12 protein-coding genes and 2 pseudogenes are annotated in these 16,715 nt (G+C 69.2%); 4 read left to right on the forward strand and 10 right to left on the reverse strand.

The window, feature by feature from the left end; genetic code table 11:
- The first annotated feature begins 83 nt into the window (after positions 1-83).
- Positions 84-809 carry a response regulator transcription factor gene (locus OG289_RS08935; RefSeq protein WP_327313478.1) on the forward strand — a complete coding sequence of 242 codons (726 nt, stop codon included), beginning with the start codon at positions 84-86 and terminating at the stop codon, positions 807-809.
- A gap of 139 nt (positions 810-948) precedes the next feature.
- Here OG289_RS08935 and OG289_RS08940 read toward each other — a convergent pair whose 3' ends face one another.
- Both OG289_RS08940 and OG289_RS08945 read right to left on the reverse strand, forming a co-directional pair.
- On the reverse strand, positions 949-1,644 hold the full coding sequence (locus OG289_RS08940; RefSeq protein WP_327313479.1) for an ISAs1 family transposase: 696 nt from the start codon (positions 1,642-1,644) through the stop codon (positions 949-951).
- A 5-nt stretch (positions 1,645-1,649) separates the two neighbouring features.
- Positions 1,650-2,746: pseudogene (locus tag OG289_RS08945) on the reverse strand (integrase core domain-containing protein).
- Between the two features lie 395 nt (positions 2,747-3,141).
- Between OG289_RS08945 and OG289_RS08950 the strand changes: the two are divergent.
- A pseudogene (locus OG289_RS08950) lies at positions 3,142-3,273 on the forward strand (IS5/IS1182 family transposase); the annotation flags it as partial.
- A gap of 46 nt (positions 3,274-3,319) precedes the next feature.
- Here the strand turns inward: OG289_RS08950 and OG289_RS08955 are convergent.
- The 8 genes from OG289_RS08955 to OG289_RS08990 form a co-directional block, all read right to left on the reverse strand.
- Positions 3,320-4,087 carry a LacI family DNA-binding transcriptional regulator gene (locus OG289_RS08955; protein ID WP_327313480.1) on the reverse strand — a complete coding sequence of 256 codons (768 nt, stop codon included), beginning with the start codon at positions 4,085-4,087 and terminating at the stop codon, positions 3,320-3,322.
- A gap of 16 nt (positions 4,088-4,103) precedes the next feature.
- Entirely contained in the window at positions 4,104-4,889 is a 786-nt protein-coding gene (locus tag OG289_RS08960; RefSeq protein ID WP_327313481.1) for an alpha/beta fold hydrolase, read from the reverse strand.
- Positions 4,886-6,487: a glycoside hydrolase family 43 protein gene (locus OG289_RS08965; RefSeq protein WP_327313482.1), complete on the reverse strand. Its 1,602-nt coding sequence runs from the start codon at positions 6,485-6,487 to the stop codon at positions 4,886-4,888. Before OG289_RS08965 ends, OG289_RS08960 begins: the two co-directional genes overlap by 4 nt.
- 19 nt (positions 6,488-6,506) lie before the next feature.
- Positions 6,507-7,688: an alginate lyase family protein gene (locus tag OG289_RS08970; protein ID WP_327313483.1), complete on the reverse strand. Its 1,182-nt coding sequence runs from the start codon at positions 7,686-7,688 to the stop codon at positions 6,507-6,509.
- 92 nt (positions 7,689-7,780) lie between these two features.
- A complete protein-coding gene (locus tag OG289_RS08975) occupies positions 7,781-10,702 on the reverse strand; it encodes a Tat pathway signal sequence domain protein (RefSeq protein WP_327313484.1) in 2,922 nt (973 codons plus the stop codon).
- 10 nt (positions 10,703-10,712) lie between these two features.
- Positions 10,713-11,579, reverse strand: coding sequence for a carbohydrate ABC transporter permease (locus OG289_RS08980; RefSeq protein ID WP_327313485.1), 867 nt, complete (start codon positions 11,577-11,579; stop codon positions 10,713-10,715).
- Positions 11,576-12,529 (reverse strand): carbohydrate ABC transporter permease, encoded by a 954-nt coding sequence (locus tag OG289_RS08985; RefSeq protein ID WP_327313486.1) that lies wholly within the window; start codon positions 12,527-12,529, stop codon positions 11,576-11,578. The genes OG289_RS08980 and OG289_RS08985 overlap by 4 nt, the downstream gene beginning before the upstream one ends.
- Positions 12,530-12,551: 22 nt before the next feature.
- Positions 12,552-13,877, reverse strand: a complete 1,326-nt coding sequence (locus tag OG289_RS08990; protein WP_327313487.1) for an ABC transporter substrate-binding protein — start codon at positions 13,875-13,877, stop codon at positions 12,552-12,554.
- A 355-nt stretch (positions 13,878-14,232) separates the two neighbouring features.
- Between OG289_RS08990 and OG289_RS08995 the strand changes: the two genes are divergently transcribed.
- Together OG289_RS08995 and OG289_RS09000 are read left to right on the forward strand one after the other, a co-directional pair.
- Positions 14,233-15,249, forward strand: coding sequence for a hydroxyacid dehydrogenase (locus OG289_RS08995; RefSeq protein WP_327313488.1), 1,017 nt, complete (start codon positions 14,233-14,235; stop codon positions 15,247-15,249).
- 295 nt (positions 15,250-15,544) lie between these two features.
- Positions 15,545-16,588, forward strand: coding sequence for a LacI family DNA-binding transcriptional regulator (locus tag OG289_RS09000; RefSeq protein WP_327313489.1), 1,044 nt, complete (start codon positions 15,545-15,547; stop codon positions 16,586-16,588).
- Positions 16,589-16,715: the final 127 nt, after the last annotated feature.

Raw genomic sequence — 16,715 nt, forward strand, 5'->3', positions numbered from 1 at the left:
TGAACGGCCTGCCCACGAACCGGCGGGCCGCAGCCCCCGCGCCTGGCCCGTCGTTCCGTACCGCCCTGAGGCATGATCGAGCCATGATGAGCTCCACCCCAACCATCCCGCCCGGCGCCCCCATCCGCGTCCTCATCGCCGACGACCAGGACATGGTCCGCACCGGCTTCCGCTTCTTCCTCGACGCGCAGCCCGACATCACGGTGGTCGCCGAAGCCACGGACGGCGAAGAGGCGGTGGCGCTGGCCCGCAAGGTACGGCCGGACGTGTGCCTGCTGGACATCCGGATGCCAAAGCTGGACGGCCTGGAGGCCACGCGGATGCTTGCGGGGCCGAACGTCGCCGATCCTATGCGAGTGGTTGTGGTAACCACCTTCGACCTCGACGAGTACGTGTACGGGGCATTGCGTGGAGGGGCCTGCGGATTTCTGCTCAAGGACTCCGGGCCGACCCTGCTGGCGGAGGCGGTACGTGCCGCGGCGACGGGCGACTCCCTGGTCTCGCCCTCCGTTACCGTCCGCCTGCTCAGGCACCTGACGACCCCCCAGGCCACCGTGCCCCCGCCTCCGGCGCGACTGCCGGAGCCGCTCACCGATCGTGAGCTGGCCGTGGTCCGCTTGGTCGCCGTCGGCCGCACCAACGCCGAGATCGCCGCCGAACTGCACGTCTCCCTGTCCACGGTGAAAACGCACCTCTCCAGCGTCCAGCTCAAGTTGGTGGCCCGGAACCGTGTCGAGATCGCGGCCTGGGCCTGGCAGAGTGGGCACGCACAGCACGGAGGTCCGGGACAGAATTCAGCACGCCCTTGACGGCGGATCAAGGTCCCTGCTGTTTCTGGTGAGTCCTGACGGCCTACGCCTCAGGTGATCTCTAGCCAGCACGCATACACCCCGCGATGAAGCAACGCAGGTCAAGAGCCTTAGAACTCCTAACAAAGTGTGAGTGCCTTCAGTTGGAGGCGTCCTCGGTGAAGGTGACGTCTCGGATGTGGTGCGAGGAGTTCTCCACTCCCCAATGCCCACGGATTGCGGCGGCCAGGTCGGCCGGGCCGGCCTGATGGGCGTCGAGGCTGGTGACGGCGTAGACGCTCTCGCGGCGGCCGGTTTCCTTGCGGCGGCGGTGGACACGGATGGCCATCCGGGCATAGGGAAAGGCGATACCTCCGAGTTCGTCGGCGATGGCGCAGGCCTTGATCGAACGGGACTCACGCCGACGGTGCCCGGTCTCCGAACGGGTGTGCTGGACGGCGTTGTCCCGCCACGGCAGGGCCGCGAACTGGCTGTGAGCGATGGGCTGGTTCGTCTTGATCACGGCGATGTAGTACGCCTTCTTGGTCTCGACCAGCCAGGAGATGTTCGCCTTGACCGAGTGCAGGGCGTCGAAGGTCACCGTGCCGCCGGCCAGGTCCAGCGGCGCGAGCAGCGGCTTGAAGTGCCTGGTTTCATTCGTCTTCGCATCGACCTCCACTTGGGCGAGCGTCGCGACACGGCCGTGGGTGACCGCCGAAAGCAGGTGACGGCGGGCCGTGTCCCCGCGGGCGGAGCCCTTGAGCGCCTTGCCGTCCACGGCGATGACGCGCCGTGACTCGGAGGTGCCGGCTGACTCGACGGCCGTACGGTTGCGCTTGCCGAATACCTCCTCCATGCTGGTCAGGCGGCATGTTGATACTCGTGGAGGGTGCCGCCGAGTCGCGCTCGCCGTCGTATGTCCAGATGGGCGATCCGGTCCGGGTCCTCGATCGGAGCGGGCAACGAGTGGAGAGGGCGGGCATTCGCAAGACCCTGGTGCGGCCGGTGCTCGTTTAGAACGTCTCGAACTCGCGCAGGGCGTGCAGGAGATGGCGCTGGTTCCAGATCAACGTACGGTCTAGCAGCTCTCGCCTGCAGGTCTGCACCCACCGCTCCATGATCGAGTTCATGCGCGGCATCCGGACGCCGCTGAGCACCACCTCGATACCCGCGTCCTTGAGCACCTCGTCGAACGGCCGTGGGAACTTCCCGTCCCGATCCCTGATCAGATAGCGAACCCGGCAGCCGGCGTCCTCGAGGTCCATGACGAGATTCTTCGCAGCCTGGACCACCCAGGACGCGGTCGGGTTCGCGGTCGCGCCCAGGATCCGGATCCGGCGGCTCGCGTGCTCGATCACGGCGAACACGTACAAGCGGGCCCCGGACAGAGTGACGGCCTCGAAGAAATCGCACGCCAGGAACGCGCCGGCCTGGGAGCGCAGGAAGTCCTCCCAAGTGCAGGAGGCCCGCTCGGGCGCCGGGTCGACGTCGGCCTCCTTCAAGATTTCCCAGACCGTGGATGCTGCCACCTTCACCCCGAGTACGAACAGCTCACCGTGCAGGCGCCGATAGCCCCAACTTGGATTTTCCCTGGCCAGGCGCAGCACCAGCGCCCGGATCGAGTGCACGGTGCGGGGCCGGCCTCCGCGCTTCGGCCGGGACTGGGAAGCGTGTCGGCGGGCGATGACGTTGCGGTGCCAGCGCAGTACCGTGTCCGGCCGCACCAGCAGCCGCATCCGGCGCAGCACTTCCCGTGGCAAGCCATGCAGGAGCGACGCCAAAAACGCCCGGTCGCTCGCGTGGAACCGGACCTGCTGCCCGTTCAGCTGCCGTTCCAGAACGCCGATCTGGTGGCGCAAGGCGAGGATCTCGACATCTTTCTCCCGGTCGCTCATCCGCAGCAGTCGCAGCATCGCGAACGCGTTCCTCACACCCAGGTACGCCAGTCTCAGCAGCACGACCGATCATCATGCCGCGCCAACCGGCGCCGCGCGATACCGGAGACTCGATCGGCCTCGGCCAACGCCCAAACCCGACCCCACCTGCGTGGACGACGTATTCGGCAAGGGCACCGCTCGCAGTGCCGTACAGGCGCAGGTTCATACGTTCTCCACAGTGGATCGCGCGGTCTGGTCTGCCGGGGCCCGGGGTCCCGGCACGGAGGACGCGGCGAGGAAGGCGCTGAAGGCCCAGCGTCGTGAGGAGAACGAGCGGAACCGGCTGGCCAAGGAAGCGCGCCGAGGTGACTCATCGGTACACGAACGAGACTCGCCGGGGACACCGATAAGGGGTCCTTGCAGAATGACCTTGTTGTGGCACGGTGGAGTTGGACGTGATCCCGTGCTGTGTGGGGGTGACCACGACGCGGCGAAAGCCGTGGGAGGTCAGCGACGAGTTGTGGGCGGTGATCGAGCCGCTGCTGCCGAAGCATGAACGGCGTTTCCGGCACCCGGGGCGCAAGCGGATCGATGACCGCAAGACGCTGTACGCCGAAACGAACGGCTTGCCGCTCGCCGGCCATTACCTGACCGTCACATGGAGGCGCGGACCACGATCCGGCCGCGCACCGGTGCCAGCCCTTCCGGGTCAAGGCCGAGGGCGGTCCGGGCGGCGATCCTGCCGAGGATCTCAGCGTCTATGTGGATGGTGGTGAGCGCGGGCGTCGACAGGGAGCCGTGCTCGGTCTCGTCGAAGCCGATCACGGCGACGTCCTCAGGCACGCGCCGCCCGAGGTCGCGCAGAGCCGTCAGAGTACGCAGCGCGATGTCGTCGTCGAAGGCGGCGACGGCGGTCACCTCGGGGTGCGCCGCGAGGAACGCCTTGACGGCGGCCGCGCCGGCCTCCCGAGGCCGCGGCACGACGAAACGCTCCAGGGGCGGAAGCCCGAGGCGCCGGGCGGCCGCGTGGGAGAAGCCGAGGTGGGTCTCGGTCAGCGGGAAGTCGTGGTCGGGCATCGCCATCGCGATCAGGGTGTGGCCCCATTCTGCGAGGTAGCCGATCTGCAGGGCGGCGTTGGCGGCGAACCCGTTCTCCCAGTCCTCCTCGATGGGTTCGTGTCCCCGCATGTAGACCTCGCCGAGCCTGAGCACGGCTCGCGGAGCGATGGCGTCGAGGATCTTCTGCGTGGCCTCGGGCGCCTCGTGCCCGTGGCGGACGAGGAGGACGTGGTCGTGTTCGGCCAGTTCCTCGTCCAGGCCCCGGACGTAGCTGCGGGAGAAGTTGCCCTCCATGCCGCGGTCTACGCGGAGCACGACGATGCGCGAAGCTCCCTCGCGCAGCGCGCGGGCGATCCCGTGCACGACGTCCGGCCCGCTCCTACTCGGTGTCCGCCCATTCCCGGACGAGCCGCACGGTGGGCTCGGGTCGTTCCTCGTGCAGGTAGTGTCCGACGCCCGGCCAGTGATCCACACGCGAGCCCGTCACATGCAGAGTCGTCCGCTCCCACTCCGCGGCCTCGGCCGATGTCCACACCGTCAGCGCCGGGCGGGTGCGGCAGCGCAGGTACGTCTCGCTGTGCGGGCGGACGCCGACCGCGTCCGGGTCGGTGTACATGCCGGCGTACGCCTGGGCTACGACGTGGTCCGGGGTGCCGAGCATGGTGCGGACGTGGGCGGTGCGCAGGCCGGGCGGGGCCTGGGCGGAGAAGGCCCCGGCGACGAAGTCCGCCGCCGCGCGGGACCCGCGCTCCCAGTACTCGGCCAACCGCCCCGGTATTCCGTCCACTTCGGCGCCTTGTGCGCCGTGGGCCGGGTCGAGAGCGAGGACCGACCGTACGAGATTCGGGTGCCGTACGGCGAGCAGGTTGACCACCTGGCCGCCCATGGAGTGGCCGACGGCCACCACCGGTCCGCTGCCGAGAGCCTCGACCAGCGCGGCCAGGTCGTCCGCCATCTCCGGCGGTGTGTTGCCCTGTCCCGGTACTTCGGAGCGGCCGTGGCCGCGCAGGTCGGGGACGATCACGCGGAACCGGTCGGCCAGGGACTCGGCGTGCACCGACCATTCACGGCCGTCGCCGCCCCAGCCGTGCACCAGCAGCAGGGCAGGGGCGTCGGCGGGCCCAAGGCTTGTGCAGAACAAGCGGATGCGGCCGAGGTCGATCACGCGTGGACCTCCCGGTAGGTGGCGTACGCGAAGTCCGCGTGCACGCCGGAGCCGTCCAGATCCTGCGCCCACAGGCCCAGCATCGCGCCGGTGAAGCCGAGGACGCGCAACTGCCCGTCGTGGAACTCGTCCGCGTGCTCGTCCGACAGGACGGTGGCGTCGAGGTCGAGCGGCAGCGTGTGCGGGCCGGTCTCGTCGGCGTCGTGGTCGCGGTCGTAGGAGAAGCGCAGGGCCGGGCCGTCCAGGTTGGCGCGCAGCAGGAGCGGGAGGCCGGGGCGGAGCGGGATTCGTACCGGGTGCGCGGTGAGGGCTCCGGCCTCGCAGCTCAGGGCGGTCAGCACCGGCGTGCCGTCGTCCTCGGCCGTCACGTACAGGTAGTGCCAGTTGCGGGTGTTGTAGTACGCGGTCAGTCCGGCCAGGTGGTCGGGGGTACGGGGGGCGAACGTCAGCAGGGTCTCGAAAGTGCAGCGGGGCGCGGTGACCCGGCGGGCGGCCAGGCTGGGGGCGCGGCGGCCGACCGGTGACTGGCCGCCGTGCAGGCGCAGGCGTCCCGGTGCGGGCTCGATCCAGTCGGCGGCGGGCGGGCGGCGCAGGGTGGACCACTGCGGTCCGAGGGTCGCGAAGTCGTCGGTGGCGGGCTCCGGCGGCACGGGAGCGGCGGGGAGCGCGGGTGCGGGCACGGTGACGGCGGGCACGCCGCCCGCGATCCGCGGCCAGCCGTCCTCGGTCCAGGCGACCGGCTGCAGCGCGGTCTCCCGGCCCAGCACGCACCGGCCGCGCTCGGAGTAGGGGCGGGCGGTGATGTGGGCGGCGTACCACTCCCCCGCCGACGTCTCGACCAGCGAGCAGTGGCCGGCCTTCTGCAGGTCCAGGGACGGGTCATGACGCGACGTCAGGAGTGGTCCGGCCGGGTCGGGTTCGTACGGGCCGAACAGGTCGCGGGAGCGGGCCACGGCCGCTCCGTGCTCGTATCCGGTACCGCCCTCGGCGTGCACGAGGTAGTACCAGCCGTCCTTCTTGTACAGGTGCGGGCCTTCGGCGACCCCCGCCGCGGTGCCGACGGAGATCGTCCTCGACTCGCCCAGCAGGGTCCGCGTCTTGCGGTCGTACTCCTGCAGTTCGATCCCGGCGAACGACTCCCGCTGCGGACGCCAGTCGAAGCGCATGTTCAGCAGCCAGCTGCGGCCGTCCCCGGCATCGTCGTCGTGGAAGAGGGAGACGTCGAAGCCCCGGCCGTGCAGTGGCACCGGGTCCGACCAGGGACCCTCGATCGACGGAGCGGTGGTCACGTAGTTGGGCAGGTCCTTCCAACCCTCGGCGTAGGTGTCGACGACGGTGAAGACGAGGTGGAACAGGCCGTCGGCGTACGACAGGCCGGGCGCCCAGATGCCTCCCGAGTCCGGCACTCCGGTCAGGTCGAGCAGCCGCCTGCTGTCCAGCACCCCGCCCAGCGCACGCCAGTTGACCAGGTCCCGGGAGTGGTGGAGGCGTACTCCGGGGTACCACTCGAAGGTCGAGGTGGCGAGGTAGTGGTCGTCGCCGACGCGCAGGATCACGGGGTCGGGTTCGAAGCCGCGCAGGACGGGGTTGTGGATCACGTGGGGTCCGTTCGGGGACTCAGAGGGAGAACAGGAGGGTGCCGAAGCCCGGGTGGTCGCACTGGAAGGGGGCGCCCTCCGGGCGTAGTCGGGCCGCCACCTGGGCGGTGTAGGGGGCCGACTTGCCGGCCCGCTTGACGTAGTGGTTGTACGCCATCTCGTAGATGGGGCGGAACGTGCCGCGCCCGTCGGTGGATATGGCCGACCAGTGCCAGTTGCAGCGGCCGAACGTGGCATCGTACGGGACGCTGTTGCCGAGGTTGTACTTCGCCGTGTACTCGAAGCCCGACAGCAGCAGTGAACTCGAAGCCCCGTACATGTCGAGGCCCTGGACGCGCCCGGTCTCGCAGATCTCGGCGAGCGAACCCAGGATCAGCTGGGTGTGGGCCTGGTCGCGGCCGGACTCGCAGCACTGGCCGGTGCCGGACTGGATGAGCTTGGTCAGGCCGCAGCAGCTGTGGGTGTAGAAGGCGTTGTAGGCGTCGTTGAAGAGGGTGAGGTTGTTGCAGGCCACGGCGATCTGGAACATGCCCTTGAGGCCCATGAGGCCGTAGCCGCCGTCGCCGTAGACGTTGATGAGCGGCACGAAGATGTTCTCGAACATCGCGACGGTGGCGTCGAGTTCGGACTGGGTCCAGCTGCCCGATGGGCCGGTGTAGTGCATGATCTCGACGGCCGCAGCAAGCTTTGCGCCGTAGATGCCGGCGGCGAGTTCGGCGTCGGCGCCGTTGATCTCCTGAAGCGCGTTCGTCCAGGACTTGATGATCTCCAGGGCCTTGTCGGCGTGCGCCCTGTCGCCGGTGATGTACCACATGAGGGCGTTCTGGTATGCGGCGTTGCAGTCGTACCAGAGTTCCGCGTTGCCGTTCTCGGGGCTGGTGCCGCGGGTGACGGTGGCCCTGCCGCCCGCGACGACGTAGGAGGACTTGGAGAAGAAGTCGGTGGCGAAGACGTTGTAGCCGTCGGTCCAGGGGGACGTGCCCGCCGCGACCTTGCTGCGCATGTGGTCGAGGTCGGCGCGGCTGTGCAGTACGCCGGGGTGGGTCAGCGCGGTCAGGCCGGAGGTGACGGCGGCGGCCTGGCCGGCACCCGCCAGGGCGCCGGCGCCCGCGAGGCCGGCCGCGCCGGCTCCGACGGCGGTGAGCTTGAGAAAGCGGCGGCGGTTGGGAGGGGTGGCGGGGTCGGACTGCGGCTCGTTCACGGGATGGTCCTCTCTCTCACTCGACGTTGAGTGGTCAGGAGTGTGGGCGGTCCGGTGCGGTCCCCCGTTCCGCACCGGACCGGGAAGCTGCGTCAGCCTCGGTACAGCACCAGGCTGCTGCGCGGGCCGAGCTGCGGGCGGTGGTCGGCGCCCACGGTTTTGCCGGTGACGAGGTCGCGGGCGGGGCCGAAGTCCAGGCGCGCGGGGAGGGTGAAGACCTTGTCCGTGCTGGTGTTCATGGCGACGAGGTAGTCCCCGTACTCGCAAAGAAAGAACGGCGCGCGGCCCACCAGCATGGTCTCGACGCCGTCGAAGTGGACGCCGAGGGTGGGGTCGGGGACGTCGTCGGGGACGGGGGCGAGGTGGTAGACGTCGCCGGCGAGGGCCTGGTGGAGGGTGTCGCCGGGCGGCGGGAAGCCGCCCGGCGGAATGTGGGCGGCACCGGGATCGTTGATGGCGTAGTCCCACAGGACCCAGTCGCGGGCGGTGAAGGTGTCGCCGGTGGTGCCCGCGGTGCACTGGCGAATGGTGGCCGAGCGCTGGTCGGTGGGGGTGAGGTGGTGGATGCGAGCGTAGTTGTTCACGCCCTGCCGCGCCCGCCAGTAGAGGGAGGCGAACAGCAGCTCCTGGCCGTTCTTGACGGCAAGGCACCCGTTCTCCTCGTCCGTGACGACGAAGTCGGGCCGGTCCCAGCCGGTCGGGATCCGGCCTGGCCGCGAGGCCAGGGCCTGGAACTCCGGCCAGTCGCGGGAGAGGAAGCGCAGGGCGTTGAGGCCGACGCGGGTCCAGGTGTGGGTGGCCTGGAGGTTCAGCTGGGGGTAGAGCTGGCCGTCGGCGATCATCTCCTGGGTCCAGCCGACGATGTCGGGGTCCTTGAAGACGGCGGCCGTCATGACGGGGTTGGAGTCCCAGGCGGTGCGGGAGGCGTACGCGATCTCGCCGGGGTAGACCTCGTTGCGCCAGCCGATCACCGTCTCGATGCGGGAGATGCGGCAGCCGTCCTCGTCGACGTCGATCACCCGGAACGCGCCGCGCGCCTTGGTCATCTTCACCATCTGCTCGCGCAGTTCGGGCGCCTCCTGGCCGCCGTACCCGCGCGTGACCGACTCGTACATCATCACGAGCCAGTCCATGACCTCGCCGTAGTTGCCGACGTAGCCGAGTTCGCGGGTCAGGCCAGCCCTCGTCACCTGGTAGTAGCTCTCGCCGAGCGGCTTGGTCGGGTTGCCGTCCGCGTCCTCCGGGCCGAGGTAGGGCTTCATGCCGATCGACTGGTACAAGTAGTCGCGGGCCTTGTCCTCGGACAGGGCGAGGTCGGGGGCGAGGAGCTTCAGGCCGCGGTTGGCCTGGTAGAGGCCGATGGCGCAGATCTGCGACTGGTTGCTGTAGTGCGGGAAGTGCTGCCGCCAGTAGTCGCGGCTGGACTTGAGCATGTCGATGTACGCGTCCTTGCGCACCGGCGGCACGGGGGTGGTGGTCTCGGCGGGGGCGACGAGGGTGACGTCGTCGAACCAGGCGGTGCCCGGGCCGGTCAGGCGCAGGTGCATCTCCATCTGGGTGGCGCCGGCCGGGGTGGCCAGGTCGATCGACACGTACTCCCAGTCGTGGGTGCCGTTGCTCGCGTAGACCTTGTGGTCGCTGCCGACGAGTGTCCCGTTGGAGTCGAAGAACAGCGGGTCGATGTGGGCGCCGAGGCCGGTGGCGCCATCCGTCCTGATCCACGCGCCATAGGTGTACGTGCCTGGGCCGACCCGCGTCTTCGGGGCGGAGTAGACGTAGCTGTAGCCGCTCGTACCGGTGGCCTGGAGTCTGAGGGAGGAGGTGCCGGAGCGGCAGACCGTGGTGTCACGGGCCCACGTTCCGCTGGGCGCCCAGCCGGGCTTCTGCCAGCCGGTGGGAGTGTCGCCGCCCGACTCGAAGCCGGGGTTGGCGATGGCGTACGGCGATCCGGTCACCTGGGTGCCGAGGCCGTCGCCGACGTGCTCCCAGAGCAGGGCCAGCACCAGCCCGACCCGGCCGAAGCCCTGCCACTGCTGGTCGGAGCCGGTGAGGACGGTCGCGTCGGCCTTCCACGCCATGTACCGGCCGTCGATGGCCTGAAGCACCCGCTCGACCGCCCGCGGGTCCTGGTAGGCGGGGCTTGCGGACCACAGACAGCCCTCGGCCAGCGACTGCATGGCCCAGCCGTCCATGGCGGCCGGTGTCGCGGTGGTCAGGAGGTCCGTCTGGTCCTTCTGCACCCGCGCCTTGACGGCGTCCAGGATCTCCTCGCCGCCGGTGCGGGCCTTCGGGGCGGGCGCGGGGCCCTGGACCTCGCCCTTGGGCGGGGCGAAGCAGGGGTCTGTGTGGGTGTACAGGCGGTAGATGCCGCGCGAGGGCGTGGTCATGGTCCGGTACAGCTGCCTCGCGTCCTGACCGTAGGACCAGATGCGCCCCATCGCGCGGATCTCCAGCGTCACCTTGCCCTTGCCGGCGGTCATCTTCTCCGGCAGCGGCAGCGTGTGGAAGAAGAAGCGGCCCGGGGTGCGCGGGGCGGTGTCGAGGATGTCGAGGCTGTCGACGGCGCCCTGGTCCTCGTAGCCGACCTGCTTGCCCTCGCAGAAGAGCTGCAGCCGCCACATGTTGGTGCCGGACGCGGCCTCTTCGGAGGTGTCGTCGTGATCGTCGCCCCAGAGGCGGACGGTGACGTACGTGGTGCCGGTCGGGCGGACGGCGACCTCGAACTTCAGGGTGCCGCCCCAGAACGATGCTGGGCTGGTCGGGTTGAGGACGCGGGCGCTCTGGCCGAGGCCGCCGGTGACCGTGTCGGAGAGGGTGGCGGTGAGAGCGTGCGCGGCCTCGGAGTCCGCGTCGCCGAAGACGACGACGTCGAGCGGGGCGGGCCCTCGCGTGCCTGCGCTTTCCGCCTCGGCGGCGGTGGCCGGCACGGCCGTCGGCAGGCCGATGACGGCCGCGGCGACGCCGGTCGCACCGGCGTACTTCAGCACGTCACGTCTTCTGGGTGCGTTGGGCACGGCTGATCCTTTACTTGAGGCTGCCCATGAGGATTCCGCTGCGCCAGTACTTCTGGAGGGCGAACATGAAGACCGCCAGCGGAACAATCGACAGCAGTGACCCGGTGAGGACGAGAGTGTTCATGTCGCGGGAGGTCTGCGCCTGCTGCACCCAGGAGAAGAGGCCCAGGGTCACGGGGAAGGAGCGCTCGCCGTTGAGCATGAACAGAGGCAGGAAGAAGTTGTTCCAGATGTTGACGAAGTCGAGCATGAAGATGGTGACGCCGCCGGTGCGCACCAGCCTGAGCGCGACCGAGAAGAAGATCCGCGTCTCGCTCGCGCCGTCGATGCGGGCCGCCTCCATCAGCTCGGTGGGCACCGAGGTGTCGGCGTAGACCTTGCCCAGGTAGACCCCGAAGGGGTTGATGAAGTACGGGATCAGCACCGCCCAGACGGTGTTGGTGAGCCCGATCTTCGCGAAGACGAGGTAAAGCGGGAACGCCAGCAGTGTGCTCGGCAGCAGCGAGGCACCGACGATGACACCGAACAGGGCGCCCCGGCCCCGGAAGTCGAACTTCGCCAGGCCGTAGCCGGCGGCGAGCGAGACGAACGTCGAACCCGCGGCGCCGACGGTGGAGTACAGGACGGAGTTGAAGATCCAGCGGCCGAAGACCCCGTCGTGGTAGTCCCAGATCGCCTGGAAATTGTCGGCGAGGTGGTTGGCGGAGAACCACAGGCCGAACGTCGAGTACAGGTCCGTCTGGTTCTTCGTCGACGCCACCAGCAGGAACCAGGTCGGTGCGAGCGAGTAGAGCAGGAAGACGATCAGCAGACCAGTGGTGAGGGCCACCGCACGACGGGTGGGGCGCGCACCGCCCCCGGAGGCGATACTGCTCATGACAGCTTCCTGTTCGTGACGCGGTAGAAGACGAAGGCGAGGATGCCGGTGACCACGGCGAGGACGAGCGACTCGGCGGCGGCGTACTGGTAGTCGCCGGTCTTGAACGCCCGGTCGAAGATCTCCAGCATCGGCGTGAAGTCGGTGCTGATGGACTCCGGCGCCACATACCGCAAAAACAGCGGCTCGGTGAACAGCTGGAGTCGGCCGATCAGTGAGAACATGCCGGTCAGGACGAGGATCCCGGTGATGTTCGGCACCTTGACGGACCAGGCGATCCGCCACTCCTTCGCCCCGTCGAGCCGGGCCGCCTCGTACAGCTCGCGCGGCAGCGCCTGCAGCGAGGCGGAGATCAGGATCATGTTGAAGCCGATGCCCTGCCAGGTGAGCAGATTCCCCAGCGAGAGGTAGGTGCTGAGGCCACCGAAGAAGGTGATGCTCGTTCCGGCCCGGTCCGCGATGTCGACGATGGGGCTCGCGGTCGGGCTGTAGAGGAACAGCCAGATCAGCGTGGAGACCACGCCCGGGATGACGTACGGGATGAGCAGTCCCGCGCGGAAGAAGCGGACCGCGCGGGCCGCGATGCCGTCGAGGAGCAGTGCCAGCAGGAGCGAGATGCCGAGCATGACCGCGATCTGCGCGGCCCCGAAGAGCAGGGTGCGCAGCATGCCGGTCCAGAAGGTGCCGTCCGACAGGATCGCCGAGAAGTTGGCGAAGCCGACGAACACGATCCTCGTCGGACCGAAGCCGATGCCGCTGCTCTTCTTCTCGTGCAGGCTCTGGCTGAAGGCGTAGCCGATCGGCACGACATAGGTCAGGAGGAAGCCGGTCAGGAAGGGCAGCATGAACAGCAGGCCCTTGTAGGCTCCCCGTCTCCCGGTCCGGCGGGGGGAGGTCCGCCGGACCGGGGAGTCGGTGGCGGCCTGCGCCGGCCGCGTGAGGGTGGACAAGGCAGTCTCCAGATCAGATGGTTCAGCCGGCGGCGACGGCCTTAACGCCCTTGTTCTTCAGGTCGGCGAGCACCCAGTCCTGAAGGTGCGTCAGCATGTCCTTGACGGTCAGCTGCTTCTTCATGACCTTGCCCCACTGCTTCTGCATCTCGGAGTACATGGCCGCGTAGTCCGGCCCGTACTGCCACTGCTCGCCGACCCGGGAGGCCGCGGTGGTGATCACCTGCGCGCTGTCCGACTTCCCGTTGAACATCCCCGTCGGGATGATCTTGTCGACGTACGGGGAGACGTCCTTGACGGCCGGGAAGAGCCCCGACTTGGACGCGGGGTCCGTGAGCGCGGTCAGCGACTCCTTGCTGCTGGACAGCCAGGCGGCGAACTGGGCCGCCCGGTCTGGGTACTTGCAGCCCTTGAGCACGGCCGTGACGTCGAAGTTGCTGGAGGTCTGGGGGTTGGCCGGGTCGAAGACCGGCGCGTCGGCGAGCTGCCACTTGCCCTTGGACTTGGGGAAGTTGGTGTCGTAGATCGGCAGCTGCCAGGTGGAGGTGGTCATCAGGATGGTCTTGCCGAGGTCCCAGGTCTTGAAGACGCCCGGGTCGGCGTAGGAGGCGTTGGAGGCGAGGTCGTCGTCCACCAGCTGCTGGACGATGTCGGCGGCCTTGAGGGCGTCGGGCGAGGTGAAGCCGATCTCCCAGTGGTCGCCTGCGACTTTGTACCATTGCGCGCCCGCCTGCCAGGACAGGTCGACGAGCGTGCTTGGGTCCTCGCCGGCCATGTTGAAGATCTTGACGTTCTTCTCTTGCTTCTGCACCGCTTTGCCCGCCGCGATCACGTCGTCCCAGGTGGTGGGCGCCTTGAGGCCGTACTTCTGGAACAGGTCCGCGCGGTAGGCCGTGAACAGGGGGGAGGAGCCGGTGGGGATGCCGTAGGTGGCCCCGCCGGGGCTGACCGCGTTCCACGCCGGGGTGCTGTAGCGGGACTTGTACGGGGCGGCGACGTTGGTGATGTCGGTGAGCAGCCCGTCGGCGGCGAAGTTCGCCAGGTTCATCCCGTCCATCTTGGACAGACAGGGCGCGTTGCCCGAGGTCACCGCGGCGCGCAGCTTCTGGTAGACGGTGTCGCCGGCCGCGTTGACGAACTTCACCTGGGTCTCGGGGTGCTTCTTGTTCCACACCACGACCTGGTCGGAGATGCCCTCCGTCCAGCTCCAGAACTCCAGCTGCACCTTGCCCTTGGTGGTCTTCGCCTCCGAGTCCGTGCCGTCGCCGCCACCGCAGGCGCCCAGGGCGAGGGACAGTGAGAGGGCGGCGGCCGCGCCGGCGACGGCTCTCGTACGGATGGTGCTCATCGGTCCTCCGGAGAAAGGCGGACAGCGCCTGCGGTGGGGAGAGGGCGCGGGCGTCTGAAGGCAGGGAGAGTGGGATCGGCTACGCGTTTCAGTAACCGTTTCCCGTGGACGGTAGGACCCCGCGGGACGCCACCACAAGAGGGAGGAGGGCATTTGTTTCACCGATCTTTCGGGCAGGTTACCCAAAAAACTGGACCTGACCAGCGTTTTTCCCTCGCGCATTCCAGCAGGAGCGCGTCATCCCGAACGCAGGGTGCCCTCGGAGGAGCGTTGACTCGCCAACCAGGCGAGCTCTAGCGTGGAATACGTTTACCTTTCCTTGCCACCCTCTCCTTCACTACCGAAGCGGAGATCCATGTCCACGTCCGAGCTGCCGCCGCGCGCCTTGTTCGCCATGAACCCGGTGCACCTTCCCGAGCTCTTCCCGCCCCGGCTCATGGCACGGCTGACGGCCCTGGCCCGGATCGAACCCGCCCTCGTCGTGACGGACTTCACCGATCCGGCGATGGCCGGACCGCTGGCGGAGGCCGATGTGCTGATCACCGGCTGGGGCTGCCCGCGCATCGACGGGTCCGTCCTCGCCGCGGCACCCCGACTGCGGGCCGTGCTGCACGCGGCGGGCAGCGTGCGCAACCTCGTCTCGCCCGAGGTCTGGGAGCAAGGCGTCTCGGTGTCCAACGCCGTGCGGGCCAATGCGCTTCCGGTGGCCGAGTTCACCCTCGCCGCGATCCTGCTGTCCGGCAAGGACGCCTTCGGCCTGCGGGAGCGGTTCCGAACCGACCATGTGTTCCCGCCGCCCGCCGACTACGCAAAGATCGGCAACCTCGGCAAGCGGGTCGGGATCATCGGAGCCTCCCGGGTCGGACGCCGCCTGCTCGAACTGCTGCGGCCCTTCGACTTCTCGGTGACGCTGTACGACCCGTACATCGACGCAGCCGAGGCCCGCGCGCTGGGTGCCGTACTCGTGCCGCTCGACGAGCTGATGCGCACCAGCGACATCATCAGCCTGAACGCGCCGGACATCCCGGAGACCTACCGCATGCTCGACCGCGGACGGCTGTCGCTGATGCCCGACGGTTCGGTGCTCGTCAACACCTCCCGGGGTGCCCTCGTCGATCCCGACGCCCTCACCGACGAACTGGTCTCCGGACGGATCAGCGCGGTCCTGGACGTGACCGAGCCGGAGCCGCTGCCCGGGGATTCCCCCCTGTACGGGCTGCCCAACGTCTTCCTCACCCCGCATATCGCCGGTTCCCTCGGCAACGAGCTGGAGCGACTGGGCCGCACCGTCGTGGACGAGCTGGCACTGCTCGGCGAAGGCTCGCCGCTCGCGCACGCCGTGTGCCAGGCCGATCTGGTCAACAGCGCCTGATCCGCAGGTCACGGCCCACGGCGTCGGCCCTCTGCCGGCATCGTCTCCTCGCTCAGGGGAGTCCGCCTCCGGCCGGGCCGGACTCCCCCGCTTGTCGTGCGCGATCAGATGCTCTCCGAGCATGGACCCACGAGGGCAGGAGCGACAGTGAAAGTAATCGTTTACTGGCCCATCACCGTAGTTTCTGCCGCGATCGGGCCGCAAGCGGTGCCGATGCAGTAGCGTCGGCCGCGTGACGGACAACGGGAAGAGCACGCGCAGGAGCCCCGATGCCAGCAGAACCAGACGGCGGAGCATGCGGTCGGACAGGCCGAGCACCATCCGCGACGTAGCGGCGAAAGCAGGCGTCTCGGTAGCAACCGTTTCCCGCACGCTGGCAGGCAACTACCCGGTGTCGGCGGAAACCAGGGCCCGCGTCATGGCAGCCGTGGGGTCACTGCACTACGTGGTGAACGTCCACGCCAAAGCCCTCTCCGGGGCAGTCGCCGGTCCCGTCGCCCTGGTCATCCAGGACATCACCGGTCCCTCACTGGCCTTTGTCGCCGCCGGCGTGGAGCAGGAGGCCACCAGCCGGGGCAGGCTGAGCCTGGTCTGCTCCACCCACGGCGACACCGCTCGCGAGGACGACCTGGTCCAGCTCATGCGGGAGCAGCACGCCGCCGCGGTCGTCCTCGTCGGCGGAGTGGTCCCCGACGACGCCTACCACCGCCGTATGGCCGAATACGCCCAGGCCCTCGACGCCGCCGGATCCCGCCTGGTGCTGGTCGGGCGTCCCGCGCTGCCCGCCGGAATCCCGGCGACCGTGGTCGAGTACGACAACCGGGGCGGCGCGTTCCAGGCCACCTCGCACCTCCTCGCCGCCGGACACCGGCGCATCCTCTTCCTCGGGGGCGAGCCCGGGTTCAGCAGCGCGGAACAGCGCCGCGAAGGGTACCTGGCCGCGCTGCGCGCCCACTCGGTGCCGTACGAGGAGGGACTCGACCTACCGGGCTCGTACACCCGCGCCTCCGGCTACCGTCGAGTGCGGGATGCGCTGGACGCCGGGCTGGACTTCACCGCGGTCTTCGCCGCCACCGACGCGATCGCCGTCGGCGTGCTGGCCGCGCTGCGCGAGGCGAGGCTCCGGGTCCCCCGAGACGTCTCACTCATCGGTTTCGACGATGTCCCCTATGCCGCGGACCTGACTCCGTCGCTCACCACTGTTCGCGTCCCGTACGAGGAACTGGGCCGGGCCGCCGTACGACTCGCCCTCGACCGCGAGGAGACCATCACGGGCGACGACCACGTGGTCCTGAGCACCCAGCTGGTGATCCGGGAGTCGGTGCGACAGCGGAAGTGACCAGACCCGCTGCGCGGTCCCGGCCGCGACCGCGCCGATGGTCTCGCCAGGCTCCGGGGCTCATGCCCGGCCATGACCGGGCACGGACGCCTCCCCGGCGAGGTTCCCTGGGCAGGCTCCTCGCCGG

Origin of the sequence: Streptomyces sp. NBC_01235 (assembly GCF_035989285.1) — a bacterium.
Classification (GTDB): Bacteria; Actinomycetota; Actinomycetes; order Streptomycetales; family Streptomycetaceae; genus Streptomyces.

Excerpts from the sequence above, each read along its gene's own strand:
- OG289_RS08935 (WP_327313478.1), top strand. The coding sequence starts at position 84 with ATGATGAGCTCCACCCCAACCATCCCGCCCGGCGCCCCCATCCGCGTC.
- OG289_RS08940 (WP_327313479.1), bottom strand. The coding sequence starts at position 1,644 with ATGGAGGAGGTATTCGGCAAGCGCAACCGTACGGCCGTCGAGTCAGCC.
- OG289_RS08980 (WP_327313485.1), bottom strand. The coding sequence starts at position 11,579 with ATGAGCAGTATCGCCTCCGGGGGCGGTGCGCGCCCCACCCGTCGTGCG.
- OG289_RS08990 (WP_327313487.1), bottom strand. The coding sequence starts at position 13,877 with ATGAGCACCATCCGTACGAGAGCCGTCGCCGGCGCGGCCGCCGCCCTC.
- OG289_RS08995 (WP_327313488.1), top strand. The coding sequence starts at position 14,233 with ATGTCCACGTCCGAGCTGCCGCCGCGCGCCTTGTTCGCCATGAACCCG.
- OG289_RS09000 (WP_327313489.1), top strand. The coding sequence starts at position 15,545 with ATGCGGTCGGACAGGCCGAGCACCATCCGCGACGTAGCGGCGAAAGCA.